Source organism: uncultured Corynebacterium sp., from assembly GCF_947253065.1.
GTDB lineage: Bacteria > Actinomycetota > Actinomycetes > Mycobacteriales > Mycobacteriaceae > Corynebacterium.
The window spans coordinates 98,364-123,968 of the sequence record NZ_CAMXWS010000001.1 but is presented as its reverse complement, the minus strand read 5'-3'; the positions used below and the strand labels follow the sequence as shown (position 1 = coordinate 123,968).

Below are 25,605 nucleotides of genomic sequence, written 5' to 3'. Positions count from 1 at the left end.
TGGATAACTTCGGTTTGTCCACAGGGGTTTTGTTGTGCGCTTTTCTTGGGGGTCCTCGTCGGTTTAGGTTTTGGGGCATGAACGATTTCGCGGTTTATGTTGGTGCCACCAACGCCATCGACTCGCTGGGCAGTTTCGATGCCCAGCTGCTTATCGATGCCGGTGCTAACCCCAACCGTGTTACCGAGTGGGCCAGTGTTCATGAGGCTTATTACGGGAAAACCAGGTACTCCCGGCAGCAGGCTCATGCTGTACGTATTGCGCGTTCGACGTCGAAGTCGTTGGATCAGTTGGTGTTTATTGAGCAGCAGGTCAAAAAGGCCAAGGATCCGTGGAAGACGCGTTTGGCCCTGTTGTCGGTGGAGGGGAACTACGCGACGTTGAAGCGTCGCGCAAAAGACATCGTCGAAGTCCCCGACAAGCCTGCCCCGAAAACATCGGTGCGGTTTACCAAATCGCGTAAAGGTAAGCGGTCGTTTACTGCTACGGGTTCTGAGCGTGATATCGCTGCCCTTGAACACGCCCTGCGCCAGAACCTGGATGCCACCCGGCCGGAGGGTCCGCAGATGTATGAGGCGTTTGCTCGCCTGTTGCGTTCTGGTGGTGGGGTGGCCTCTGCGGTGCCGCGGCCGTTGGTGGTCGTCCCGCTGGCAGACCATATTTCCATCCTTGGTGGCCGCGGCGATGAGACGATCCTTGGGTTGTCGGATGGCACCACGATGACTGGTGCGGAATACCTTGCGCAGCTCCATGGTGCTGAGCTTGAGGTGGCGTTGTTCCACCCGGCGGAAGGTGCGGTGAACCTGTACCGCACGCAGCGTTTTGCCAACAGCAAGCAAAGAGACCTAGCCCGGGCAACAATGACGACGTGTCCGGTGCCGGGGTGCCGGCATGCTGCGGATCATTGCGAGATCCACCACATCACTGCCTGGGTGCATGGTGGTGAGACGAATATGGCCAATTTGGCGCCGGTGTGTAGGTATCACAACCGGACTAATGATGATGACCCGTGGCGACAACACCGGGGTCGCATACGAAGGCGACGCGGCAGCCCAATCTGGGTATCACCACGCGGAAAACCGGTGCCGAATAACACCCACCGGTACGGAGCCATGCACCTTTTGTTTGGCAGCTAGGCATCTTTCTGCTTGTAGCGTTCGATGAGTCGATCGATGAGCTCGTCGGTTAGTTTGGCGTCCGAGAGGATGATATCCAGCATGTCCGCATGCATGGCCTCGGTCTCAGCTGGGTCAGGTTCGGTGGTGTCCTCGTCGTAGGAATCACCGCTGAGGTCCACACCAATGCCTTCAAGGATGCCTTCGTCTTCAGTGGGGGTCTCGGCGTTGGCAGCGTTGACCATTTCAGAATCGATGGCAGGGAACTGGGTGGTGAATTCTTCGAGGAATTCGTCGGCAGCGTTGCGGGCCTCCGCAGGACGCTTGCCCTTTCGAATCTCTGCCTCGATGCGGCGTTGCAGTGCTTTTTCCATCTGCTTATGGCGCCACGACCGCACGCTCTTCGGCTCCAAGCCACGTGCGACGGCACGAGAACGGTCTTCTGCCTTGCGAGCAAGATATGCGACCTGCGTTGCCGTCGCATTGACAGTTGCATTGACGGGGGCGAATTCTGGGTCTTGGCTGACTCTCCAATTAGCGTAGTAGCCGAGGAGAAACAGAATGAAGCTGGCGATCGGCCCCGCGACCATGGCGGCCGCGAGGAAGCCTGTCGCATTACCGATCAAGACGATTACCGCACATACGACCGCTGGAATCACTGTCGGCTGGTTACCGCCGAAAACACTGGGTTCGCGACCGGTGACAACATCGCGGATCATGCCACCACCTGTTGCGGTAAAAACACCCATCATGATCGTGGGCAAGATCGGCAGTCCGTACTGAATTGCCTTGGAGGCGCCGGTCGCGGCCCACAGAGCTGAAACGAGCGCATCGCCGTGCGATTCAAGGAACTCCCACGCACGACCTTTGAAGTAGGTGAAGCGAGCGATGATCGCGCCCGTGAATGCGAGAATCAAGTACTCGGGTTGGCTCATGGCGGCGACGGTGCCTTGGTTGATGAGGACGTCGCGAAGCATGCCGCCCCCAAGCGCCGAGAGCATCGCGATGAAGAAAAAGCCGACGATGTCGTAGCCACGGTGACGGGCGAGGGTGCCGCCGATGATGCCCATCAGCAGCACACCGGAGACATCCATCCATTGGTAGATAGAGGTGATGAGCGGGTCGACCTGGTCCACAGACATAAGTCAAAATTGTAGAAGGGGCCTTTTGCGAATCCGTGTCGGGAGGGGGTCCGACTGCGTGCGCGTGAGTTAGGCGACGTATTTTTTCGTTTCGGCGAGCCACGTGTCCAGCTCGCCGGCGTCTTCCCACAGGTCGTAGAGTTCAGATGCGCCAGGGCGGATCGCTTGGGTTGCGCGGTGGCGGATCCAGCGACGGTCGTCGATGGTGAAGGGGTAACGCAGAGCTGCGGCTAGGGCATCGGATGGAACGTGTCCATTCAGGACAGCGGCTAAAGCGATGACGGATTCTGCTTCGTCAGTGCCGAGGGGTCCGCGGCCGCAGTCGAAGCGGAATTGGTCCATGCGGAAGGAGCCGTCGGCAAGTGCTGCGACGGCGTCTACTGCTGGGTCGTTGTCGAACGGCCCGATGTCCCATGTCCCCATGCCGTGTCACATTATGGTGGGCAGGTTAATGGGGTGTGGCGTGCTTTTGAACGTTATGGGTCTATTGGGCGAAAATTCGCTCGATGAGGGCTTTGACTTGTGGTTTCAGGGCAGCTTCATCGCCGTTGTTGTCGATGATCACGTCGGCTGCAGCGTTGCGCGTTGCCGCGTCGAGCTGTTGGGCGATGCGGGCGCGTGCGTCAGCTTCATCGAGTCCACGCGTGGACACAAGGCGCCGGACACGCTCGTCGACATCGACATCAACAACGACAGTCAGGTCCATGTTTTTGTGCATGCCGAGCTCAACGAGCAGAGGCATGTCATAGACCACCGCCTTCTCGCCAGCTTCCTCGGCTGCGGCGAAGCGACGCTCGGACTCTGCACGGATTGCCGGGTGGGTGATCGAGTTCAGCTTTTCAGTTGATTGCTTATCGACGAACGCCCTTCCCGCCAATCCCGCCCGATCCAACGAACCATCGTTGCGGATCAGATCAGCGCCGAATGCTTCTGCGACGTCGTCGAGAACGGGGGAGCCGGGCTCCATGATTTCGCGGGCGATCTGGTCGGCGTCGACAACTGCGATACCTGCGTCGTTGAGCAGGCGCGCAACCGTTGATTTGCCGCTTCCGATGCCTCCGGTTAGTCCGATTTTCTTCATCGTGTACCTAGGCTAGTGGCAATCGGTTGTGTTTAGACCAAGTCAGCGCAGAAGTCCCAGAGCATTTTTGAGGCGCGCGTGAGGTTCGCGCGGAACTCTGCGGGCTTTTCAGCAGTGTCGGTGTTCCAGGAGACGCAGTATTCAGCATCGCTAGGAAGGGGCGTGTACGAGATGCCGAAGCCCTCTGGCAACGTCGGTGCGAAGCAGTAGCGCACGATCTGGTTTGGTCCACCGATGGATGTCGTGGACAGGAAGTCCCGGCGCGCTGCGGTGGCGAGACGGTCGGTGAAGAACGCATCGGTTCCAGCTGAGCCGGATTCTGGGTCTTCGATGGTGGCCATCATCTGGATGTGACGGTCGAAGCCGTTGCCGGACTTGCAGCGTTTGACCCAGCCACGGTGGGCGTCGAGGGCGGCTTGGAGGTCGGTTTGGGTGGCGGTGGCGTCGATAAGCTTCTCTGCGAAGGTGACCGCTTCTGGGGTGGCTGCGCGCAGGCACTCGGTGCGGCCCGCGCGGTATTCGCGCATATCGACGGCCTCGTACACCGCCCGCACGTGCCCATACGTCAGCTGCTGAGCGATGTGCATGGTCAACTGTGCAGAAGCATCACGGCTGACTTTGAAAGGCAGGTCGGCAGGGAGATTGTGCGGAACCGTGATGATGTCGGTCTCAAGCTTCTGCGCTGCAGCGTTGAATGCGTCGAGCTGTTCGTGGAGATTCTGGGTGGTGGCCTCGTCGAGATCCCACGTGAGTTCTGTCGGACTGATAGCTGAGTTAGTCGTTGTGGCTACCTCGAGGTCGGCGTTCTGCATCCGCGTAATCGCCGTGACCAGGGTCGCACCGTCCTGGCAGGAGTGCTCGACGTGGACTGCGATCCAGTCGCTGTTCAGGCCGACCTGGTAGCTCAGCGGCTTGTACACCCATGCGCCGCGAGGGGAGAAGGTGGCTTCGCGAATGCGGTCGCTGTCCGGAGTGTCCGGGGTGCCCGGGCCGTTTTGCAGGTCGATGGTGAACAGCATGTCCTGCAGACGTGCGTAGGTCGCGCGGTTGTCACCCTGCTCGAGAATTGTGGGAAGGAGCTCTGCGAGCGCAGCCGAGCCGAGGAGGGACGGGGCGTTGAAATCGAGACCCGCAGGGTTGCCGGCTGCGAGGTGTTGCGCCTTTTCGAGTCCAGCGCGGAGAGCTGCGGCAGGAAGGATCGCGCCGTTGGCGTCACTGATCGGCAGTGCGAAGAGACGACCGTTGACGAACACACCGATCTCACGGTTCTCAGCGCCTAGATCAGTTGCGATGACGGTATCTTCAGTCTTCTCCGGGTGGCGGATTCCTCCGGCATAAACGAACCACTGGTTCATGGTGATGCGGTTGCCACGGCCATCGACATCCTCTTCGATCGTGCCGGCTGCGGCGGCCAAATGGACAGTAGCGGCGCGCTGAATGAACTCGACAGCACGGTCCAGGCCGGTGTTCTCAGCTGCAGGAAGAGCGATTTGGAAACCTACGTTTGTAGTCAACGTCAAAGGGTCGCGGGTGGTGAGGTAGGAGGAATACCATTCGTCGTTAAGCCAGTTGGTGCCGGAGGCTTCGCGCTCGGAGGCCCGTTCGCGCAGCTTGGCGTCGAGAAGCGGGCCAGCGCCCGTACGGAAATCCTCGACGACGCTGCGGGCATGAGCTAATTCGCTGCTGTCGAGCACCGCTTCAAGCGCGTGGCTGTACGCGTCGAGCGTGTCGTCGAGTGGCGGGACCGGGAGCGTTTTGAGGTCGGTCGTCGCGGGGTGCGGGGTGGGAAATGCCACGGCGTGTTCCTCCTGTGTTTCGCCAGCGGATATACACTTCCCACCCTACCCAGCGGAGTGTGCGATTAGAGCGAAGGGATATTCGCGAGCAAGCTCCTTGTGTATTCGTGTTGGGGGTTCTCGAGAACGTCGTCAACGGGACCGTCGTCGACAATGACTCCCTTGTTCAGCACAGCTACGCGCGTGGAGATGTGTCGCGCCAGCGCGATGTTGTGCGTGACGAAAAGCAGAGACAGCCCGCGTTCATAGCGCAGTTCGGCGAGGAGCTGCAGAATCGACGCCTGGACAGATACGTCAAGCGCTGAGGTGATCTCGTCGCAGACAAGTACCGACGGCGCGTTCACAAGGGCACGTCCGATCGCGGCGCGTTGACGCTCACCGCCGGATAGGTCGCCGGGGCGTCGGTCGTAGAAACTCCGGTCCAGCTGGACCGATTCGAGGGTTTCTTCGACGATCTGGCGCTGCTCGTCCTTGGACAGCTCGCCAGCCATGACCAACGGGACGCTCATAGACTCACCGATGGTGCGTCGCGGATTGAGCGAGGAGAAGGGTGACTGGAAGATGTACTGGACGTCCTTGCGGTGCTCGAGGGTGCGGTCGCGACTCGAATGTGCAAGTTCGTTGCCGCGCAAAAGCACATCACCTGTGTAGGCGGGGTTGAGCCCCGCGATGGAGCGGGCGAGCGTGGTCTTGCCGGAGCCGGATTCGCCGAGCAACAACGTAGACTCACCGGCTTCGATAGCGAGGTCGATGCCGTGCAGCACCTTGTTGTCGCCATAAGCCATTCCGAGGTCACGGACCTGGAGGAGAGGAACGTCGGCATCTGCTGCGGAGCCGTAGACCTCGCCCCAGGAATCTGTCCAACGGTCGTTTCCGGCGATGTCCTTGTGGCCTTCGAGGTCCGGAATCGCCCCGAGTAGCTTGCGGGTGTATGCGTGTTTCGGGTTGTACAGCACCGCGTTGTAGGGGCCTTCTTCGACGATGTCGCCTCGGAGCATGACGATTACTCGGTCAACGAGCTCACCGACGACCGCGAGGTCGTGGGTGATGTAGAGCGACGCGACGTCGTTCTTCATGGTCATTGACCGGATGGTCTTCAACACGTGGTTTTGGGTGGTCACGTCGAGGCCGGTGGTCGGCTCGTCGAGGATCAGGACGTCGGGGAACATGGCGAACGCCATGGCGATGCCGACGCGTTGCTGCTGACCACCAGAGAGCTGGTGCGGCCAGCGGGCAAGGTATTCGTCGGTGTCGGGAAGGTCCACGTCGCGCATCACTTCGCGGACACGTTCTTCGCGTTCAGCGGCACTGTCACCGAAGCGGTGGATGTCCAGCACTTCCCGGATTTGATCGCCGACGCGCATGGCGGGGTTCAAGCTGAGGGCCGGATCCTGCGGAATGTAGGCGACGCGGGCGCCGCGCAAGTCGCGCACATCGTCTTCGCTAAGCGAAAGCACATCGGTGGTGGCTCCGTCGCGGGTGTGCAGCGTGACGGTGCCATCGGTGATTGTCAGACCGGTGCGCACGTGGCCAAGAGCAGCAAGCCCTGCGGTGGTTTTACCGGAGCCGGATTCGCCGACGAGGCCGACGATCTCACCGCGGTACAGGTCGATGTCCACACCGTGAAGAATCTCGGTTCCGCTGTACGTAGCCATGCGGAGGTCTTGGATGCGGAGGACGAGGGTGTCGTCGTTACGCACTGGCGGGACATATTCACCGGAGCCGCCGGTTGTTGACCACAGCGAGTCTCTCTTCGGCTGCGTTCCGTCCGCATTCATCGAGGTAGTCATGCGTTCTCCTTCGGGGAAGTCCCGCGACTGCGGGTGTCTTCGTTGATGATGGGTTCGACCTTGTCCTGGCGGTCGCTCGGCACGGTTTGGCCGGTGCGTTTGATCGGGGTGGCGGTGGTGGCGGTGGCGCGGGCGGTGGCGTCGGCAAGCATGTTCGTGCCGATGGTCAAAATCGCGATGGCGATGACCGGCAAGACCACGCCCCACGGCTGGATGGACAGGGCGATGCGGTTCTCGTTGATCATGAGGCCCCAGTCCGCTGCGGGCGGCTGGATGCCGAGACCAAGGAAGGACAGTGAGGCGATCGCGCCGATGGAGTAGGTCAGACGCAGACCTGCTTCGACGGACAGCGGGCCCGTGATGTTGGGCAGGACTTCCTGCGTGAGAATCTTCCAGTGCGGCACGGAGTACATCTGTGCGGCGCGGATGTAGTCCTCGTTGGTCACGGATTGGGTTGCGGAACGCGCAACACGTGCAATGCGCGGCGCGTGGGTCAGACCGATGACGAGGACGAGCACGGTCGCGGACGGGCCGAAGATCACGATGGCCAGCATGGCGAAGATCAGCTGCGGGAAGGCGAGCAGAACATCGTTGATGCGCATGATTACGGCATCAGTCTTGCCGCCCGTGTAGCCAGCGATCATGCCGAGCACTGCGCCCAGGACCATGCCGAGGACGGTGGCCAGGAATGCGGTGATCAGAAGGATCAGGCCGCCGCCGATGAAGCGCGAGGTCACGGAACGGCCGAGGTTGTCGGTGCCGAATACGCCGTCATTGACGAAGGGCAGACCGATGAATTCGGTGGTGGAGTGGCCCGTGAGCTGCTCGGCGAAGAAATAGCCGACGAGAGCGACGAGCAGGACGATTCCGGAAAGGACCATTCCCACTTTGCCCTCGGGCTGTGCCCAGATGCGTTTGAGCAACGGGTCGGGCTTGGACAGTGAGGCTTTCAGTTCGTCGCCGGTGCGCACATCTTCAGGAGCACGCTTATCGACGCCCGCGTTTGCCCCCGCACCAGTGTTAGTTGGCTGGGTCATTAGTTGCTCCTTAGCTTGGGGTTGGCCATGATGCCGATGACGTCGGCAAGCAGGTTGACCACGACGTAAACCGCTGCGATCAAAAGCGTCACTGCTTGCACGACTTGGACATCGCGGTAGTTGACGGCGTCGATCATTGCGACACCGAGGCCCGGGTAACGGAACAGGTACTCGACAACGACGATGCCGCCCGCGAGCCATGCCAGCTGGATGGCCACGACCTGTGCGATCGGTCCGATGGCGTGGGGGAGAGCGTGACGGAAGATGACGCGACGCTCCGGCACACCCTTCAGGCGCGCCATTTCGACGTAGCCGGAATCAAGCGTTTCGATCATGGTGGCGCGAGTCATGCGTGCGATGTACGGACTGACCACAAGAGCCAGTGTCAATGTCGGCAGGATGAGCTGCGACGGGAACGACCACACAGAGGTACCTGGAGGCGACATCGTCACCGCAGGCAGAACCTGGAAGACCGAGGTAGCGAACACGGTGACCAGCAAAATACCGATGACAAATTCCGGCATTGCTGCAAGAACCAAGGTCACCCAGGTGATCGCCTGGTCGCGACGGAATCCTCGCCACCACGCGGCGTAGACACCGACGAGGATGCCCAGCGGAATAGCGATGACCGCGGCAAGCGCCATCAAGACGAGAGAGTTGACTAGTGGTTCACCGAGGAGCTCGGAAACCGGTCCACCAGTCGTGGTGGAGGTACCGAAGTCACCGGTGAGCACACCGCCGAGCCAAAGGAAATAACGCTCGACTGGGTTCTTATCCAGGTTCATCTCTGCTTGCAAAGCAGCGATGCGCTCCGGGGTTGCCTGCTGGCCCAGAATGGCCCGTGCAGGGTCGCCGGGCAGGAGCAGCGTGGCACAGAAGATGATGACGGATACCGCCAGAAGAATGAAAATGCTCAAGCCGAGTCGGCGAGCGATGAGTTTGCCCATTGTCTATGCCTCCGCAATCCACATGTCGTAGAACAACGTCTGGGACAGAGCCACACCACTCGGGTGAGGCTTAGCTCCCCGGACGTAGTTGTGATACGCGTCCACCTGATTAGGGAAGCCCCAAATGATGTAGCCGCCGCGGTCGTAGAACTCGCGCTGGAGCTCCTTGACCTTTTCGCCGCGCTCCCGGTCGTCGACAATGCCGCGGGCAGCTTCAACGCGTGCGGTGAATTCATCATCGACCCAGTGCGTCTCGTTGAACGGTGCGTCAGCTGTAGCGCAGCGATTTACCTGTTCAAGGAAGTTTCGGGTGTAGTAGAAGGTTTGGGAGAACGGGTAGGACAAGTAGTTGCCTTCTGCCCAGAAGGTTGTGGAATCCACCTGGTTGATCTTCACCCGAATGCCGGCCTCGCGTACTTGCTCCGTGAAGACCTGTGCAGCGCGGACGGCACCGGAGGCGATTTCGGAGGTGTTGAGGGTGACGTCGATGCCGTCGGGGTAGCCGGCGTCGGCAAGCAGCTTTTTAGCTTCGGCGATGTTCTGCTCGCGCTGGGGGAAGTCGTGCGGGTAGGCGGGGTCGTAGAGGGCGAACATGTCGTTACCCACCTGGCCTTCTCCGGAGAAGACTTGGTCGACCATGCCGGGACGCTCGACAGCGAGGCGCATCGCTTGGCGCACGCGGACGTCGTCGAATGGTTCGTGGTCGACGCGCATGGTGAAGGGGAGCCACATGCCGGTCTCGGAGCTGACCACTTGGAGGCGTGGGTCGGCTTCAATGACGCGGACAAGGGCGTGGTTGAGTGCGCCGATGCCGTCGACCTGGGAGGAAAGCAACGCGTTGAGCATTGCGTCTTCCTGGTAGAAATCCACAACTTCGACGCGGTCCAGGTTGGCGGGGCCCAAGTAGAAGTGTTCGTTGCGCTCCATGACCGTTTCGCGGCCGGGGGAGAAGCTGACCAACTTGAACGGGCCGGCGCCAACGGGATTCTTTGGGTCGTAGTCCTCGGGGACGATGCCCATTTGGTACTCGGCGAGCGCATCGGTGAGGGTTGCGTCCGGGCGGGACAGTGAAATGGTCAGTGTCCGGTCATCGACGACATTCATTGCCTCGATGTGAGCAATGGAGCCCGCTCCGTTCTTCGGATTGTCCGGATCAGCGATACGCTCGTAGGTAGCAATGACGTCTTCGGGACGCAGGGGGCGACCGTCGGAGAATTTCAAGCCCTCGCGCAAATGAATCGTCCACTGCGTAGCGTCTTCGTTCGGTTCGAGGCTTTCTGCGAGACGATTCTCAAGCTCATAGTTATAGCCACGACGAACCAGGGGCTCGTAAAGGTTGATCACGCGAGCAGCATCACTAGCACTAGCGGGCTTGTGTGCGTCGATCGTGTCCTTGATCGAGCCGCCGACGAGTCCAACACGCAGCGTTCCGCCCTTCTGCGGGGGACCTGAGGTATCGATGTTTTCTGCCGGCAGCGTCGATGAGCAAGCCGCGAGCGCAGAAGCAGATCCTGCGGCTGCAGCGGCGCCCAACAGCTGCCGACGTGAAAGTTCAACCATGTTTATGCGTTCTCCTTCACGGTCACAGCGCTCCCCGAAGCAGGGGCTGTTGTGAACCAGGTTTTCAAATAAGCCGTCGCTGCGTGTGCCGCATCGACGGGGGATAACGTGCCAGCGAGCATGCGCACTCCAAGTCCGTCGATCATTGCCGTGACAGCGTTGATCATTTCGTCTGGGTCCGCGGTGCAGAACTGACCTGATGCCATGCCTTCCAGCACGATCGCACGAAGCTGTTCCTGCCAACGGCTGTACGCCACGGCAGTTGCTCGCCTCGCATCTGGGAATGTCGGGGCCGACGCCCAGAATTGAGCCCAGGTTGTCCACTCCCGAGTAGCTTCCGTGGATCCGTCGAGCTGAATCTCAGCAAAGCGCAGGAGCCGTAGTGCAGGGTCACTGATTTGTGTCACCTGATCGCGGCGGCCCGCAGCTTGTTCTGAGCAGAGATCAAGCGTGGCCAGGAAGATGTCGTTCTTGGAGTGGAAGTAGTAGTGCACCGCCGAACTGGAGATGCCAGCTTCCCGTGCGATGTCGGCGATCTTCACCGCCTGGTAACCGTTCGTTGTGAACAGCGGCCAGGCCACAGCGGCGATTGCTCGTCGACGTTCGGCCCATTCTGCTTGCCGTGGATGCGCCAAGGGGGCTGAGTTTTCCGTGGACAGCGGCCTCAAACTGTCTACGGTGACACCAGTGACCTCCGCTAGCTTTTCAAGCTCAACAGCGGTGAATTGCCGTACGCCCGAAAGTGACTTGGAGAGCTTGCTGGCATCAATCCCTAATTGGGCGGCTACATCCGCGTGACGGAGCCCGGCCGCCTTGATGGCGGCGCGAGCTGCAGTGTTGGAATGTGCCTGGGCCATAGGAAGACCTTAAGCGCAGCTGAGAGCTCATCGCAACACTTTGACTCGAAAACGAAGGTGTGTCGCAACTTTGGTGCGTCGATAAGCGTTGCGCTGAACTGACCTAGACTGGCGGGCATGGCTTTTGCTGCTGAACATCCCGTTTTGTCGCACTCTGAGTTCCGTCCCGTCGGAGAAGTGGAACGCTCGGAGAAACTTTTCAAGGTCGAGTCCGAGTTCGAGCCATCGGGCGACCAGCCGAAAGCGATCGCCGAGCTGGACCGCAGGCTGCGTGCAGGGGAGCCGGACGTGGTGCTCATGGGTGCGACCGGTACGGGTAAGTCCGCGACCGCGGCGTGGCTGATTGAGCAGCAGCAGCGTCCGACGCTCGTGATGGCGCCGAATAAAACGCTCGCCGCGCAGCTGGCGACGGAGCTGCGTGAGCTTCTGCCGAATAACGCGGTTGAGTACTTCGTTTCGTACTACGACTATTACCAACCGGAGGCGTATATCGCGCAGACGGATACCTATATTGAGAAGGATTCGTCGATCAATGACGACGTCGAGCGTCTCCGCCACTCCGCGACATCTGCGCTGCTCAGTCGACGTGACGTGGTCGTTGTCTCTTCGGTCTCGTGCATTTATGGCTTGGGCACGCCGCAGTCGTACCTCGACCGTTCGCTGCTGTTGCGCGTGGGCGAAGAGATCGAGCGCGACCGCTTTTTGCGCCTGCTTGTCGACGTCCAATACGAGCGCAACGACATCGACTTCCAACGTGGCACCTTCCGTGTGAAAGGCGACACCGTTGACATCATTCCGGCGTACGAGGAAGTTGCTGTGCGCGTGGAATTCTTCGGCGACGAGGTTGATTCGCTCTACTACATTCACCCGCTGACCGGCGACGTGCTGCAGCAGCGCGATGAACTGCGGATCTTCCCGGCGACGCACTATGTGGCCACCGAAGAGCGTATGGAAAAGGCGATTGAGGCGATCAAAGAAGAGCTAGCGGACCGCCTTGAGGACCTGGAGAACCGCGGCAAGCTCCTCGAAGCGCAGCGTCTGCGGATGCGCACGGAATACGACTTGGAGATGATCCAGCAGGTCGGTTTCTGCTCTGGCATTGAGAACTATTCGCGGCACATCGACGGGCGCGAGGCAGGATCGGCACCAGCGACTTTGATCGACTATTTCCCAGAGGACTTCCTGACCATTATCGATGAGTCCCACGTGACCGTCCCGCAGATCGGTGGTATGTACGAGGGCGACATGTCGCGCAAGCGCAATCTGGTTGAATTCGGCTTCCGACTGCCGTCTGCGGTGGATAACCGCCCGCTGACCTTCGACGAGTTTGAGGACCGCGTCGGCCAGACTGTCTACATGTCGGCGACACCGGGTGACTATGAGCTCCAGGCCGCCGGCGGCGAATTCGTCGAACAGGTGATTCGCCCGACGGGCCTTGTTGATCCGAAGGTGTCTGTCCGACCGACGAAGGGCCAGATCGATGACCTGATTCACGAGATCCGCCAGCGCACGGAGAAGGACGAGCGCGTCCTAGTCACGACGTTGACGAAGCGCATGGCCGAAGACCTCACCGACTACTTCCTCGATAACGGGATCAAGGTGCGGTATCTGCACTCGGATATCGACACTTTGCAGCGTGTTGAGCTTTTGCGCCAGTTGCGCCTCGGCGAATTCGACGTGCTCGTGGGCATCAACCTGCTCCGCGAGGGCCTCGATTTGCCTGAGGTTTCGCTCGTGGCCATTCTCGACGCAGACAAAGAAGGCTTCCTGCGCTCGACGAAGTCGCTCATTCAGACGATCGGTCGTGCGGCTCGCAATGTCTCCGGCGAGGTCATCATGTATGGCGACAACATCACCGAATCCATGCAGGAAGCCATCGACGAAACGGAGCGTCGCCGAGCCAAGCAGATCGCCTATAACGAAGAACACGGCATCGACCCGCAGCCACTGCGCAAGAAGATCGCAGACATTCTCGACGAAGTTTATGAGCGCACCGATGAGGACGCCTCGAGCTCAACAACCAGCGAGACGTCGATGCTCGAGGGGCGAGACACGTCGACGATGGCGCAAGACGAGATTCAGAAACTTATCGACGACCTGACCACCCAAATGACCAGCGCTGCCCGCGAGCTGAAATTCGAATTGGCTGGTCGCCTCAGGGATGAGATCGCGGACTTGCGCAAGGAGCTCCGCGGTGTGAAAGAAGCCGGTATATAGTGGCCAGAAGTATGGCCTTTGGCAATGAGGTTGGCAGTCGCGCTGATCTTGTTTAAGGTCGCTAGGCCAACGAAGCCAGTTCGAACGGAAGGTGCACAATGAGCAAGAACTACAACACCATCGTTGTCGGCACGGACGGATCCACATCTTCCTTGCTGGCCGTCGAGCGTGCGGCTGAGTTGGCACGTGCATTTGATGCCAAGCTCGTGGTGGGTTGCGCCTATTACGAGTCTGAGGAAGATGCTTCCTCGACCCTGCGCCAGGATTCCAACACGATTCTCGGCGACGACACTGCGCGGAAGAACCTTGAGGCTGCTTCAGCCCGTGCGAAGGAAGTCGGCGTGGAAAATGTTGAGACCGCTGTGCGGCCCGGCACCCCGGTCGAGGCGCTGATGAGCATTGTCACTGATTTCAACGCTGACCTGCTCGTCGTGGGCAACCGGGGGATCAACTCCCTGACCGGTCGTTTGCTCGGATCGGTCCCGGCTGATGTGGCTCGTCAGTCGGATTGTGACGTGATGATTGTTCACACCGTCGCTTAGCTTTCTTGCATCACCCGATCAGAGTCAGCGTCTGCGTCGCACGCGTGACTGCGACGTAGAGGTCTTGCCACCCCTGTGGTGAAGCATTGACGATCGCGTCGGGGTCCACCACGATGACGTGGTCGAATTCAAGACCTTTGACGTCACCGACATTGTCCACGGTAACGACAGCGGTGAGACCACCACGTTCTTTTAGTTCCGCAACGACGCCCTCCGGGGCCGTTCCTTCCGGGAGATGCCGGACAGGCTCACCTGTTGAGCGCACGCTGACAGATGGCGATGCCTCTGGGTCGATCTCGGCGAGAATCCCGTCAGCGAAATCCATGATTTCTTCTGGCGTGCGGTAGTTCACGCTCAACTCGTGGAACCGGAAGCGCTCCCCGATAAATGGCCCGAGGGTTTCGGTCCACGACTCGACTCCGGCTGGCGACGAGGTTTGAGCGGGATCACCCACGAGGGTCATCCATCTCGACGGGCAGCGGCGGAAAACCATGCGCCATTCCATCGGGGTGAGCTCCTGTGCCTCATCGACGATGACGTGGCCGTACGCCCAGCTCATATCAGCTCGAGCGCGCTCCGCGGTAGAGCGGATATCGGTCTCGCGCTGGCGGCTGGCGAGTGTTTCTGCGTCGATGATGTCGTGGGCAGACAACACTTCGGCTTCGAATTCATCATCGTCGGTGTCGGTATTGGCCGATGACGCGAGAATGTCCAGGGCATCCTCGGCATCTGCGACGAGTTCACGCCATTGGCGGTCGGCTTTCTCAGCTTCGTCGGTGGGGGTGGGGATGCCGGTGAGGGTGTAGAGCTCGTCGATAAGCGCTGTGTCTGCGGCTGTGAATGCCCAACCGTCAGCGCGGTACAAAGCGTCGCGCGTGACATCGTCGTAATCGTGTGTGGCAGCAGCGATGGCCTTACGGTCGCTCAAGAACTCAGCGAGCACTTCAGGAGCGTCGAGCTCAGGGAAGTACGTATCCACGATCCCTTCAACCTGCCCTTCCTCCGCCAGATCATCGTGGAGCTGATCCACATCGGCTTCGGAGAGCAGATTCTTTCCGCCCAGCGGATCAGCACCGATCCTCTCGGCGAGTGCTTCAGCGATGAGTTGCGTCAGGTGATCTGCAAAGAATTCACGGGCCTCGTTGTGCGGCTTGCGTGAGCGACGGGCGCGAGTGCGCGACGCTTTGATCATCGCGGGGGTGACGGCGAGGTCAATGCCATCGATGCGCAGCATGATGTCCTCTTCAGGGATCGTTTGCAGATTCTGCACCGCACGTTTGAGGATCAGCACCATCTCCGCGGAGCCCTTGACCTCGCGGGTGAGCAGCGAATCAGCGCCGTGTGGGGTAATTCCCGGGACGAGTTCACCAACGGTGCTGAGCACCACGCCAGTTTCACCCAGTTCAGGCAGGACGCGGGAGATGTAGTCCAGGAAGGTCCGGTTCGGGCCAATGACGAGCACGCCTGTGCGCGCGAGTTGATCACGCCACGTGTACAGCAGATACGCGACGCGGTGCAGGGCAACTGCCGTTTTTCCGGTGCCTGGGCCACCACCAACGACGAGCACACCGCGCGTCGAGTCTCGGATGATCTCGTCCTGCTCGCGCTGGATTGTTTCCACAATGGACTGCATGTGTCCCGTACGCGGGGAGTTCATCGCGCGCAGGAGAGCAGCCTCGCTACCGACATCAGTAGTCTGTGCGGACTCATCGACGTGGGTGCCGGAAAGGATTTCATCGTCGACAGCTGCTACGGTGCGGCCTTTCATTCGAATATTGCGGCGGGTTTCCACGCCCTCCGGATGCGCGGTTGTGGCCAGGTAGTAGGGCCGCGCCATGGGCGCACGCCAGTCGAGGAGGAGAGTGCGGTAATTATCTGCACGGTCGTCGATGCCCATGCGTCCGATGTAGCGGCGATCCAGATCAGCACGGCCGGGAACGGGGTTTTCCGCCTCACTGTCGGCAATATCGATGCGACCGAAGACAAGACCCGTTTCTGCGATATTCAAAGCATCGAGCTTCGCGTTGAGGCCGTGGTACTCGGTCTCACGACGAACAAGTGCATCTGCATCCGGGTTGTCAGGGTCCACAGCGCGTTGGACTTCCTCGAGGCGTTTGCTGGCGGCTTCGACCTCTTTGTCCAGGTGCGCGAACAACGTATCCACGTGTTGTTGCTCTTCGGCGCGGGCATCAAGCATGTCTGCCACGAAGCGGTCTCCTTCCTCACGAACGCACGTCGGCTTATCGACGCTACCCGGTAACACCCTCTCACCGTGCCACCACACAAACGAACGACCCCGGGGCAGGGAGTATTCCCTGCCGCGGGGCCGCTACGGTGACGGATGAAGCTTATTTCAGCTTCTTCTCTGCCTTCTTCACAAGCTTCTGAGCCTGCTTTTCAGCCTTCTTAGCCTTCTTCTTCCACTTGCGCTTCTGGCGCCAGGACGGTGAGGCGTCGAGGTTCTCAAAAGCATCCTGCAGAGCGTCAATCGCATCCTGTGCCTTGTTCTGGGCCTTGGAGGAAGCCTTGTTCACCTTGCGCTTTGCCTTGAATTTCTCCCACTCAGACGGACGCAGGTCGTCCAGGTTGGACTGCAGGTCGCGGACAACGCTGTTGACCTTGCGCTTTGCCTTGAATTTCTCCCACTCGGAAGGAGTCAGGTCGTCGACGCGACCCTGGACGGTGTCCTGCAGGTCGCCAACGAGACCCTTGACTTTGTGCTTTGCCTTGGCCTGGTCGAGCTTGGACGGCTTGAAGTCCTTGTAGGTGTCCTCAGCCCACTCGGTTGCATCATCAGCGAAGGAGGAAGCACGGTCAGCTGCCTTGTCGGCGAACTGGGATGCGGTCTTCTTCCAGTCATCCTTGTTGTCGTCGACGTAATCGGTGACCTGCTCGGCGACTTCCTGGGCGCGGGAGGAAACCGTCTCGGCGGTGTCCTGCAGCCACTCGGAGGCCTTCTTGGTGGCCTTCTCAGTCTCGGACTGGGTCGGCAGGGCCTGCTGGATATTCTTCTTGCCACGCTTTGCAGCATCCTGCGCACGCCATGCAAGACCCGGCTTGCCCTCGGTGTCTGCGCTAGCGATCAGAACACCGCCGAGCAGTGCGACATTGGTCATCGCGCCGTTGCGACGACGAGTCTTTTCATCAGCGTTCTTAGCCTCCCAGAAGGCATTGCGGCCCAGCAGGGAACCCACGGTGGACACAGCGAGCAGGCCAGCGGACAGGCGCGGAGCCTTGCCCAGTGCGAAGGTGCTGCCTGCGCCGATCTTCAAGCCACCGTTGATCTTTGCCACAGTCTCCGGATCAGACGGAATGTACTGGGCGTACTGGCTCGGCAGCACGGACTTAATGGTGTTCACGACGCGCTCAGCATCGTTTGCGTGGGCGGACGCGTTCTTGACCGTGTTCACGCCGTCTGCGATGTACACAGAGGCGAGCATCGGACGAGCAAGTTTGCGGATCATACTCACTTTTCCTTACTTCATTTAGCGGATGTTCTCTTCCCACTGTAGACATGTGTGGCATTCCGGCGTGTGGGCTACGCCAGAATTTTTACCAGCGACGCTGCCACCACTCGTCGAGATGCGGTCGCTCATCGCCCAACGTGGTCGAGGCGCCGTGGCCCGGGCGGACGATCGAGGTATCGGGATAGTTATCAAAGAGTCGTTCCTTGACGTCATTGAATAGACGCAGGAAATCGCCCTCACTGTGGGTTTTGCCCACACCGCCGGGGAAGAGGGAATCGCCAACGAACAGGTTGATCTGGCCGTCGATCTCCGCGGCGATGGCGGCGCCGCCCGGGGTGTGTCCACGCAGGATGTGGACAGGCAGTTCGCGGTTAGCGAACGGCAGGAAATCGCCCTCGTTGAGCTCATGTTCGGGAGCAACCGGCAGGGCAGGCGCATCAAGGTGTGACGCCCAGTGGGTTGCGCCAGTCGCGGCCAGTACCTCCTCAAGCGCCCGGACATGATCCCAGTGGCGGTGAGTGGTCAACACGTCCGTAATGCGCACCCCAGCGGATTCGGCCATGGAAAGGAGGGTGTCGGCCTCGGCGGCGGCGTCGATAAGCAGGCCCTGGTCGCCGGAGCTGATCAGGTAGCAGTTGTTGTCCATCTCGGAGACGGAGACGTGTTTGAGCTTGAAGGAATTCATAGCGCCCAACAGTAGTTGGGAAGTAGTTGGTATGTTTGTTCGAAGTGAATGCCGTGGGAAGGGAAGTACGTGGCTGAGAAATTGACGGTGCGCGGGGCGCGCGAGCACAACCTCAAAGGCGTGGACGTGGAGTTGCCACGCGACAAGATGGTGGTGTTCACGGGGCTGTCGGGTTCCGGCAAGTCGTCTCTTGCGTTCGACACCATCTTCGCGGAGGGGCAGCGGCGTTATGTAGAGTCGCTGAGCTCGTATGCCCGCATGTTCTTGGGGCAGATGGATAAGCCGGATGTGGAATACATCGACGGTCTTAGTCCAGCCGTGTCCATTGACCAGAAGTCAACGAACCGTAACCCGCGTTCGACGGTGGGCACGATCACGGAGATCTATGACTACTTGCGTCTGCTGTACTCGCGTGCCGGTACGCCTCACTGTCCGGTGTGCGATGCGGTGATTGAACGCCAAACGCCGCAGCAAATCGTGGACCGAGTGATGGAGCAGCCGGAGCGAACTAAGTTTCAGGTGCTCGCCCCGATTGTGCGCAAGCGTAAAGGCGAGTTCGTTGACCTTTTCGCGGATCTGTCTGCGCAGGGCTATGCGCGCGTGACGGTGGATGGAGAGACCTACCAGCTGTCTGACCCGCCGAAGCTGGAAAAGCAGGTCAAGCACAATATCGACGTTGTGGTCGACCGCTTGACGGTCAAGGAAAGCCAGAAGCAGCGCCTTACTGATTCAGTGGAGACCGCGCTGAAGCTGGCTGACGGGCTGGTTGCTTTCGATTGGGTTGAGCGTGAACAAGATGATCCGGCGCGCGTTGAAATCTTTTCGGAGAAGACCGCGTGCCCGAATGGTCACAAGCTGTCGGTCGAGGAGTATGAGCCGCGTGCTTTTTCCTTCAACTCGCCGTTCGGTGCGTGCCCTGCATGTGATGGCCTGGGCACTCGTTCGGAGATCGACGAGGACCTCGTCATTCCAGATCCAGATGCGCCCGCTGTCGACGCGTTCCAGCCGTGGAATTCCTCGCCGAATAAGGGTTATTTTGAAAAGCTCGTCGTTGCGCTCGCCAAGGCAGAAGGCTTTGACCCGCACGCGCCGTTGTCCTCGCTGCCCGCGAAGCACCGCAAGGCGCTTATCGACGGCACGTCCACCAAAGTCTCCGTCCGCTACAAAAACCGCTATGGCCGGCAGCGCTCTTTCACCGCCGCCTTTGAAGGCGTGAAAGGGTACTTGCAGCGCAAAATCGAGCAGTCCGAATCTGACCACGCGAAGGAGCGCTACCTGGCGTACACCCGTGAGGTCGCCTGTCCGACGTGTAAGGGCTCACGCCTGAAGCCGGAGATCCTCGCGGTGCGTTTGGATTCGACAACGCACGGTGAAAAGTCGATCGCGGGGCTGACGGAGCTGTCCATCGAGGATGCTTCTGAGTACTTGGACAACCTGGTTCTGGGCTACCGCGAGGAACTCATTGCCGGTGCGGTCCTGCGTGAGATTCAGGCACGATTGCACTTCCTGTTGGATGTCGGCTTGAACTACCTGACGTTGGCTCGCTCCGCCGGAACGCTTTCGGGTGGTGAGGCGCAACGCATTCGTCTGGCCACCCAGATCGGTTCCGGTCTCGCGGGCGTGCTGTACGTGCTAGACGAGCCATCAATCGGCTTGCACCAGCGTGATAACCAGCGCCTGATTGCCACGTTGCAAAAGCTCCGCGATATCGGCAACACGCTCGTCGTGGTTGAGCACGATGAGGACACAATTCGTGCCTCCGACTGGCTCGTCGATGTCGGCCCGCTCGCTGGTGAATACGGCGGCGAGATCGTCTACCAGGGCGAGCCGAAGGGCATTTTGAAGGCGAAGAACTCGCTGACCGGTGATTACCTCTCCGGTCGCAAGGTGATTGAGGTGCCGGAGCAGCGACGTGCCGTGGATAAGCAACGCATGCTGAAGATCGTCGGCGCGCGTGAGAATAACCTCGACAATGTCTCCGTGAACGTGCCGCTGGGCGTGCTCACGGCCGTGACGGGTGTGTCCGGTTCCGGTAAGTCGACTCTGGTCAACCAGATCTTGGCCAAGACCTTGCAGAACCGCCTCAACGGCGCCCGCCAGGTGCCGGGCCGTGTGAAGAAGGTCGAGGGGCTGGAGCATCTGGACAAGCTCGTCCAGGTTGACCAGTCACCGATCGGACGCACACCGCGTTCGAATCCGGCGACATACACCGGTGTCTTTGACAAGATCCGTACTCTTTTCGCTGAAACCCAGGAAGCTAAGGTGCGTGGCTACAAGGCCGGGCGTTTCTCCTTCAACGTCAAGGGCGGACGCTGTGAGGCGTGTCGTGGCGACGGAACCATCAAGATCGAGATGAACTTCCTGCCGGATGTCTACGTCCCGTGCGAGGTTTGTGGCGGTGCCCGCTACAACCGCGAGACCCTCGAGGTGCGCTACAAGGGCAAGAACATCGCTGAAGTCCTGGACATGCCGATCAGCGAAGCGACCGAGTTCTTCGAACCGATCACGTCGATCCACCGCTACCTTCAGACGCTCTGCGATGTCGGCCTCGGTTATGTCCGTCTCGGCCAAGCCGCGACGACGCTGTCTGGCGGTGAGGCGCAGCGTGTGAAGTTGGCTGCTGAGCTGCAAAAGCGCTCCAATGGCCGCACCATCTACATCCTCGACGAGCCGACCACCGGCCTGCACTTTGAGGACATTCGAAAGCTGATGCTGGTCCTCAATGGCCTGGTGGATAAGGGCAACTCAGTCCTGGTGATTGAGCACAACCTGGATGTGATTAAGTGCGCCGACTGGATCGTTGATATGGGCCCCGAAGGTGGCTCGGGTGGCGGCACGGTCGTCGCGCAAGGCACCCCGGAGGACGTGGCCAAGGTTGACGGCTCTTATACCGGACAGTTCTTGACTGACGTTCTGCAAGGGAAGTAGCTTCCCGCCATGCGTGGCACGGCGTGTTGAGATTTGGTGCAGTAGTAGCTGGGTGTTATAGTTTAACCCACTACCGCCTGGCGCGCCCAAAGCGTGCCGGGTCGCAAGTGGAGTTTCTCCCACCTGATGCCGCCGGGATGACCGGAAGGCTAAAGGTCAAAAACAACGGTAAGTATCGCGCACTGATGTGCGCATCTTGCTGTGTTGAGGATGAACTCCCACGCATCACGGCCATTAATCGGCAGTGACAGCGTGGGTTTTTGTTGTGGGGAAGCGCTATGAGCGATTCGGTAGCGAACAACACAAGCCCTTCTCACCACTAGGAGTTCTCATCAGCGCTGAAGCTCGGATCAACGAACGCATCCGCGTTCCCGAAGTTCGTCTCGTCGGCCCATCCGGCGAGCAGGTTGGAATTGTCCGTACCGATGATGCACGCAAGCTCGCATACGAAGCTGACCTTGACCTCGTCGAGGTAGCCCCGAACGCGAAGCCGCCAGTGTGCAAGATCATGGACTACGGCAAGTTCAAGTACGAACAGGCCCAGAAGGCTCGCGAATCCCGCAAGAATCAGCAGCAGACTGTGGTCAAGGAACAGAAGTTCCGCCCCAAGATCGATGAGCACGACTACCAGACCAAGAAGAACAACGTTGAACGCTTCTTGGAGAAGGGCAACAAGGTCAAGGTGACCATCATGTTCCGTGGCCGCGAGCAGTCGCGTCCGGAGCTGGGTTACCGCCTGCTGGAGCGTCTCGCCGAGGATATCCAGGAGGTCGGCCAGGTCGAGTCTCGTCCGAAGCAGGACGGCCGCAACATGACCATGGTCCTTGGGCCCGTTCGCAAGGGTAAGAAGTAGAGTTCCGCAGGCCACCGCCCGCGAAACGAATAAACGCTAAAGGAATTACCACTATGAAGCAGAAGACCCACAAGGGCACCGCAAAGCGCATCAAGGTCACCGGCTCCGGCAAGCTGCGTCGCGAGCAGGCTGGTAAGCGCCACCTGAACGAGAAGCTGTCGGCGAAGCGTCGTCGTAAGCTCTCCGGCACCACTGACGTTGCTAAGGGCGACGTCAAGCGCACCAAGCGTCTCCTTGGCATGGCTTAATAGAGCGCCTGCCTTCAGAAATAAACACCTCAAACTCTCATAAGTAAGGAAGTATCACTGTGGCACGTGTCAAGCGCTCAGTTAACGCTAAGAAGAAGCGTCGCGCCATCCTCAAGTCTGCTAAGGGCTACCGTGGTCAGCGTTCCCGCCTGTACCGCAAGGCTAAGGAGCAGTGGCTGCACTCTCAGACCTACGCATACCGCGACCGTCGCGCCCGTAAGTCTGAGTTCCGCAAGCTGTGGATCCAGCGCATCAACGCTGCTGCCCGCATGAACGACATCACGTACAACCGTCTTATCCATGGCCTGAAGCTGGCTGAGGTTGAGGTTGACCGTAAGATCCTGGCTGACCTGGCTGTGAACGACTTCGCTGCGTTCTCCGCTATCTGCGAGGTTGCTAAGGACGCTCTGCCGGAGGACGTCAACGCTCCGAAGGCTGCTTAAGAGCATTAGCTTTTCGCTTATCGACGCCCCGTTGCTCCCGGTTTCATCCCGGGACGCACGGGGCGTTTTGCGTTGTTGGGGGAGCTATATAAAAACCTGCCCACGCATTTCGCGCGGACAGGTGGAAGAGAGCCCGTTAAGGGCTGAGGCTTAGAACAGGCCGTTGTGCGGCTTGCCGAAGTCGTTGAGGGTGGCCTTGCGGGAGTCGACGTTCTGGTCGTTGCCCTTGGAGGTGTCACCGTCGAGGCGACCGGTCTGAGTGACGGTCATGTAGTTGGTCAGGCGACCTTCCTTGCTCTTTCCGTCGCCGAAGGAGAACGCACCGAGCAGGACGTCGTCACCGGCGTTGACCGGGTTGGACAGGGTGACCTCGAAGGTACGCACGCCCTTGTCAGCGCTGAAGCCGAGATCGCGGATGTGTGCGCCATTGCTCTTGGTGCGGGTGATCAGACGGTCGACGCCTTCCGGGCCGTCCTCGGTGTGAATCTGAACGCGGAAGGTCACAGCAGGGAACTCGCCCCAGTAGCGGTCCGTGCCCACGTTCTTCACGCGGAGTGCTACGGAACCGGCGTAGCCCTTTGCCTTAGCGCTGGAAGTGGTGAAGTAGGGCTCCAGATCGAGCTTTTCACCGGTAGCAGTCTCTGCCTCAACCTTGGGCTGTTCCGCGTCGTCAAGCTTCTTTGTTTCCGGCTGTGCGACAGCGTCGACCTTGTCCTTGTCACCCTCCGGCTTCGGAGCGTTCAAGTCGATTTCCTTGTTGGTCACGTTGGATTCGTCGGTGTCTGCGACCTTGGTGACGTCGTCAAGCGTCTCGCCCTTGTTCATCTTTTCCACGTCGGAGTGGTAAGCCGGGTTCGGGTTCTCGACGGGCTTGGTGGTCTGCGCGTCCTTGTTCGGTGCCCAGGAATCAGCCGGGGTGGAGTAGTTCTTGACGCGAACTTCGTTCTTGACTGGCATGTTCGCCACCCATGCGGTCGGGGTCGCCCAGGTGCCGTTCGGCTTGCAACGCTGCTGGGTGCCGGTCATGGTGACGGTGCGGAAACCGTAGGAAGCTTCGCCGGTGTTGCCCGCAGGAACGTCGTACGGGCCAATCTTCTGGCCGACAGTCCAGCTCAGGGAACCGGAAACATCCCAGCCGAGCGTCTTAGCCAGCGAGTAACCGATATTGCCCTGGATGCCGTCCTTGGAACCGGAACCACCGAGCTCCAGCGTCTCTGTCTTGGAACCGTTGATGGATGCCTCGATGGACTGGGTGCGGGACAGATCCTGCTCCAGCGGAATCGTGGACTTGGACTGGTTGGTGGTGGAGATCGTGCCCACCGGCAGGAAGTTATCGGTCACCTTGTAGACAACGGTGCGGTAATCCTCCGTGGAATTGCACACCGGACGCGGGTTGAGCACGTTCGCCTTGAGGTGATCGCTGCCGCGGTAGGTGTGAATGATCGGCAGCTTCGCATTGGTTGCCGGGGTCTCCGGTGCGGATTCTTCGAGGGTAGCTGCGGTCGCCGGGTTTGCTGCGGCGGTTGCGGTGAGCACTGCTGCGAGAGCGGCAGCGGCTGCACGGCGGTTGAGGCGGGACATGACGTGTTTCCTTTCTCCTTGGTTTGAGGCTTTCCAGCGTGTTCTGCCGCGGGTGTTTACCTCTGCGGACTTCGATGTGGACGCTGACGTGCTTCAAACTAAGACCCGCACAGGGCACAAACAAGGAAAAAGAGGACTCTTGGCACCAAAGTTTGCAGGTCAGAGACTTTCGTTCCGCAGGGGTGGGGCCTCACCTGCGCGAAGGAACGAAAGTAGAAAACAGATGAGCCGATGAAAAGCAGCAGTGTCTAAGGGCTATTTGCCGCCGAGGACATGGACGACGAGGTCCAGCCGGGAGGAGACACCGTAGAGCTTGAGCAGATGTGAAACCTGCTTCTTCACGGTCGACTCGGAGTAACTCAAACGGCGAGCGATATCGGAATTGCTCAACCCCTCGCAGAGGAGTTCCAGGACATTGATTTCGCCTTGGCTGATGCCGTCAGGGTAGGTGCGCTGTGGCGTTGTGGGTTCGGCTGGTTTGTCTTCGGCGTCGAGATAACGCACGAGGTTCGTCATCGCGGCGGGGGAGACGACCGTTCCTCCGGTGATTGCCTGGCGGACAGACAAGATGATTTCTTCAGGAGGTTGGCTCTTGAGAATGTAGCCGCGCCCGCCTTGGGCGAGAACGTCAAGCATTTTGCGGTCGTTCTCAAGGGAGGTGATGGCCAAGAACGCCGGCGTGTGGGGGAGTTCGTTGAGGTGTTTCAGGAGAGTCGGAGCGTCCATCTCCGGCATGTACACGTCGGAGAGCACAAGGTCGACTTCTGCAGGATCAATGAGCTCGAGCGCCTCGGGGCCGCTCGATGCAGTGCCGACGACTTCGATGCCGTCAGCGGAAGTGAGGTAGCGGTTTAGTACATCGCGGACGAGCGGGTCATCGTCGACAAGAAAGACGCTGATGTGCTGGTTGTCGCTGCTACCCATGTAAATCTAGAAAAATCCTCAGTACCAGTGATTATTTCTTGCACCACAGGCGGCCGATGAAGCCGCCGCAGTTGAGCATGTCGCCCATAGCGCCGGTGTAGAAGGTGAGGCCCGGCGCGGTCTCGTCCTGGATCGGGCTAGTGGCATTTGTATCGGTGAGCACAGGCGACGGGGTAGAAGCGTCAGCTGCTTCTGCGCTCGGAGCAAGAATGAGGCCTGCGGTGGCCAAGAGAGCAGCGGTTGTGCCTGCGGCCTTCTTCATGGGTTTCCTTTCGGGACAATGACGGCGAGATTTATTTTTCGAATAGTGCTGCACTGATTATGTGTCGCTGAACTGTGGCGAACAACCTCTTTAGCGTTGTTTTGTAAAGTCGGTACGAAAGTGACCGCCC

At 59.9% G+C, this 25,605-nt stretch carries 22 protein-coding genes; 7 read left to right on the top strand and 15 right to left on the bottom strand.

Annotation, left to right across the window (positions count from 1 at the left end):
- Nucleotides 1-77: 77 nt before the first annotated feature.
- On the top strand, nucleotides 78-1,136 hold the full coding sequence (locus Q0X21_RS00570) for an HNH endonuclease signature motif containing protein (RefSeq protein WP_297849746.1): 1,059 nt from the start codon (nucleotides 78-80) through the stop codon (nucleotides 1,134-1,136).
- Here Q0X21_RS00570 and Q0X21_RS00565 read toward each other — a convergent pair.
- From Q0X21_RS00565 to Q0X21_RS00525, 9 genes are all read right to left on the bottom strand, one after another.
- Nucleotides 1,133-2,257, bottom strand: a complete 1,125-nt coding sequence (locus Q0X21_RS00565; protein ID WP_297849745.1) for a TRIC cation channel family protein — start codon at nucleotides 2,255-2,257, stop codon at nucleotides 1,133-1,135. The genes Q0X21_RS00570 and Q0X21_RS00565 overlap by 4 nt on opposite strands.
- Nucleotides 2,258-2,326: 69 nt before the next feature.
- Nucleotides 2,327-2,680 carry a DUF4259 domain-containing protein gene (locus tag Q0X21_RS00560; RefSeq protein WP_297849744.1) on the bottom strand — a complete coding sequence of 118 codons (354 nt, stop codon included), beginning with the start codon at nucleotides 2,678-2,680 and terminating at the stop codon, nucleotides 2,327-2,329.
- A gap of 61 nt (nucleotides 2,681-2,741) precedes the next feature.
- Complete coding sequence (coaE, locus tag Q0X21_RS00555; protein ID WP_297849743.1) at nucleotides 2,742-3,338, bottom strand: dephospho-CoA kinase; 597 nt, start codon at nucleotides 3,336-3,338, stop codon at nucleotides 2,742-2,744.
- Between the two features lie 32 nt (nucleotides 3,339-3,370).
- Complete coding sequence (locus Q0X21_RS00550; protein WP_297849742.1) at nucleotides 3,371-5,134, bottom strand: choline/carnitine O-acyltransferase; 1,764 nt, start codon at nucleotides 5,132-5,134, stop codon at nucleotides 3,371-3,373.
- Nucleotides 5,135-5,199: 65 nt separating this feature from the next.
- Complete coding sequence (locus Q0X21_RS00545; protein ID WP_297849741.1) at nucleotides 5,200-6,924, bottom strand: ABC transporter ATP-binding protein; 1,725 nt, start codon at nucleotides 6,922-6,924, stop codon at nucleotides 5,200-5,202.
- The gene (locus tag Q0X21_RS00540) at nucleotides 6,921-7,961 is read right to left on the bottom strand and encodes an ABC transporter permease (protein WP_297849740.1); all 1,041 of its coding nucleotides are present in this window, start codon (nucleotides 7,959-7,961) and stop codon (nucleotides 6,921-6,923) included. The genes Q0X21_RS00545 and Q0X21_RS00540 overlap by 4 nt, the downstream gene beginning before the upstream one ends.
- Nucleotides 7,961-8,908 (bottom strand): ABC transporter permease, encoded by a 948-nt coding sequence (locus tag Q0X21_RS00535; RefSeq protein WP_297849739.1) that lies wholly within the window; start codon nucleotides 8,906-8,908, stop codon nucleotides 7,961-7,963. The genes Q0X21_RS00540 and Q0X21_RS00535 overlap by 1 nt, the downstream gene beginning before the upstream one ends.
- A gap of 3 nt (nucleotides 8,909-8,911) precedes the next feature.
- Nucleotides 8,912-10,468 (bottom strand): ABC transporter substrate-binding protein, encoded by a 1,557-nt coding sequence (locus Q0X21_RS00530; RefSeq protein WP_297849738.1) that lies wholly within the window; start codon nucleotides 10,466-10,468, stop codon nucleotides 8,912-8,914.
- 2 nt (nucleotides 10,469-10,470) lie between these two features.
- Nucleotides 10,471-11,325, bottom strand: a complete 855-nt coding sequence (locus Q0X21_RS00525) for a TetR family transcriptional regulator C-terminal domain-containing protein (RefSeq protein WP_297849737.1) — start codon at nucleotides 11,323-11,325, stop codon at nucleotides 10,471-10,473.
- Between the two features lie 117 nt (nucleotides 11,326-11,442).
- Between Q0X21_RS00525 and uvrB the strand changes: the two genes are divergently transcribed.
- On the top strand, nucleotides 11,443-13,542 hold the full coding sequence (gene uvrB, locus Q0X21_RS00520; RefSeq protein ID WP_297849736.1) for an excinuclease ABC subunit UvrB: 2,100 nt from the start codon (nucleotides 11,443-11,445) through the stop codon (nucleotides 13,540-13,542).
- Between the two features lie 98 nt (nucleotides 13,543-13,640).
- Nucleotides 13,641-14,084, top strand: a complete 444-nt coding sequence (locus Q0X21_RS00515; RefSeq protein ID WP_297849735.1) for a universal stress protein — start codon at nucleotides 13,641-13,643, stop codon at nucleotides 14,082-14,084.
- A 10-nt stretch (nucleotides 14,085-14,094) separates the two neighbouring features.
- Here the strand turns inward: Q0X21_RS00515 and Q0X21_RS00510 are convergent, their stop codons facing one another.
- The 3 genes from Q0X21_RS00510 to Q0X21_RS00500 form a co-directional block, all read right to left on the bottom strand.
- On the bottom strand, nucleotides 14,095-16,281 hold the full coding sequence (locus Q0X21_RS00510; protein ID WP_297849796.1) for an ATP-binding domain-containing protein: 2,187 nt from the start codon (nucleotides 16,279-16,281) through the stop codon (nucleotides 14,095-14,097).
- Between the two features lie 151 nt (nucleotides 16,282-16,432).
- Nucleotides 16,433-17,548: a DoxX family protein gene (locus tag Q0X21_RS00505; RefSeq protein ID WP_297849734.1), complete on the bottom strand. Its 1,116-nt coding sequence runs from the start codon at nucleotides 17,546-17,548 to the stop codon at nucleotides 16,433-16,435.
- An 88-nt stretch (nucleotides 17,549-17,636) separates the two neighbouring features.
- On the bottom strand, nucleotides 17,637-18,236 hold the full coding sequence (locus tag Q0X21_RS00500; RefSeq protein WP_297849733.1) for an MBL fold metallo-hydrolase: 600 nt from the start codon (nucleotides 18,234-18,236) through the stop codon (nucleotides 17,637-17,639).
- A 69-nt stretch (nucleotides 18,237-18,305) separates the two neighbouring features.
- Between Q0X21_RS00500 and uvrA the strand changes: the two genes are divergently transcribed.
- From uvrA to rplT, 4 genes are all read left to right on the top strand, one after another.
- Nucleotides 18,306-21,164: an excinuclease ABC subunit UvrA gene (gene uvrA / locus Q0X21_RS00495; protein ID WP_297849732.1), complete on the top strand. Its 2,859-nt coding sequence runs from the start codon at nucleotides 18,306-18,308 to the stop codon at nucleotides 21,162-21,164.
- Nucleotides 21,165-21,495: 331 nt separating this feature from the next.
- Nucleotides 21,496-22,017: a translation initiation factor IF-3 gene (infC, locus tag Q0X21_RS00490; RefSeq protein ID WP_297849795.1), complete on the top strand. Its 522-nt coding sequence runs from the start codon at nucleotides 21,496-21,498 to the stop codon at nucleotides 22,015-22,017.
- A gap of 53 nt (nucleotides 22,018-22,070) precedes the next feature.
- Nucleotides 22,071-22,265 carry a 50S ribosomal protein L35 gene (gene rpmI, locus Q0X21_RS00485; protein WP_297849731.1) on the top strand — a complete coding sequence of 65 codons (195 nt, stop codon included), beginning with the start codon at nucleotides 22,071-22,073 and terminating at the stop codon, nucleotides 22,263-22,265.
- Between the two features lie 59 nt (nucleotides 22,266-22,324).
- Nucleotides 22,325-22,708 carry a 50S ribosomal protein L20 gene (gene rplT / locus Q0X21_RS00480; protein ID WP_297849730.1) on the top strand — a complete coding sequence of 128 codons (384 nt, stop codon included), beginning with the start codon at nucleotides 22,325-22,327 and terminating at the stop codon, nucleotides 22,706-22,708.
- Nucleotides 22,709-22,858: 150 nt separating this feature from the next.
- Here the strand turns inward: rplT and Q0X21_RS00475 are convergent, their stop codons facing one another.
- From Q0X21_RS00475 to Q0X21_RS00465, 3 genes are all read right to left on the bottom strand, one after another.
- Nucleotides 22,859-24,289 (bottom strand): hypothetical protein, encoded by a 1,431-nt coding sequence (locus Q0X21_RS00475; protein WP_297849729.1) that lies wholly within the window; start codon nucleotides 24,287-24,289, stop codon nucleotides 22,859-22,861.
- Nucleotides 24,290-24,544: 255 nt separating this feature from the next.
- Complete coding sequence (locus Q0X21_RS00470; protein WP_297849728.1) at nucleotides 24,545-25,213, bottom strand: response regulator transcription factor; 669 nt, start codon at nucleotides 25,211-25,213, stop codon at nucleotides 24,545-24,547.
- A gap of 31 nt (nucleotides 25,214-25,244) precedes the next feature.
- Nucleotides 25,245-25,475, bottom strand: a complete 231-nt coding sequence (locus Q0X21_RS00465) for a hypothetical protein (RefSeq protein WP_297849727.1) — start codon at nucleotides 25,473-25,475, stop codon at nucleotides 25,245-25,247.
- Nucleotides 25,476-25,605: the final 130 nt, after the last annotated feature.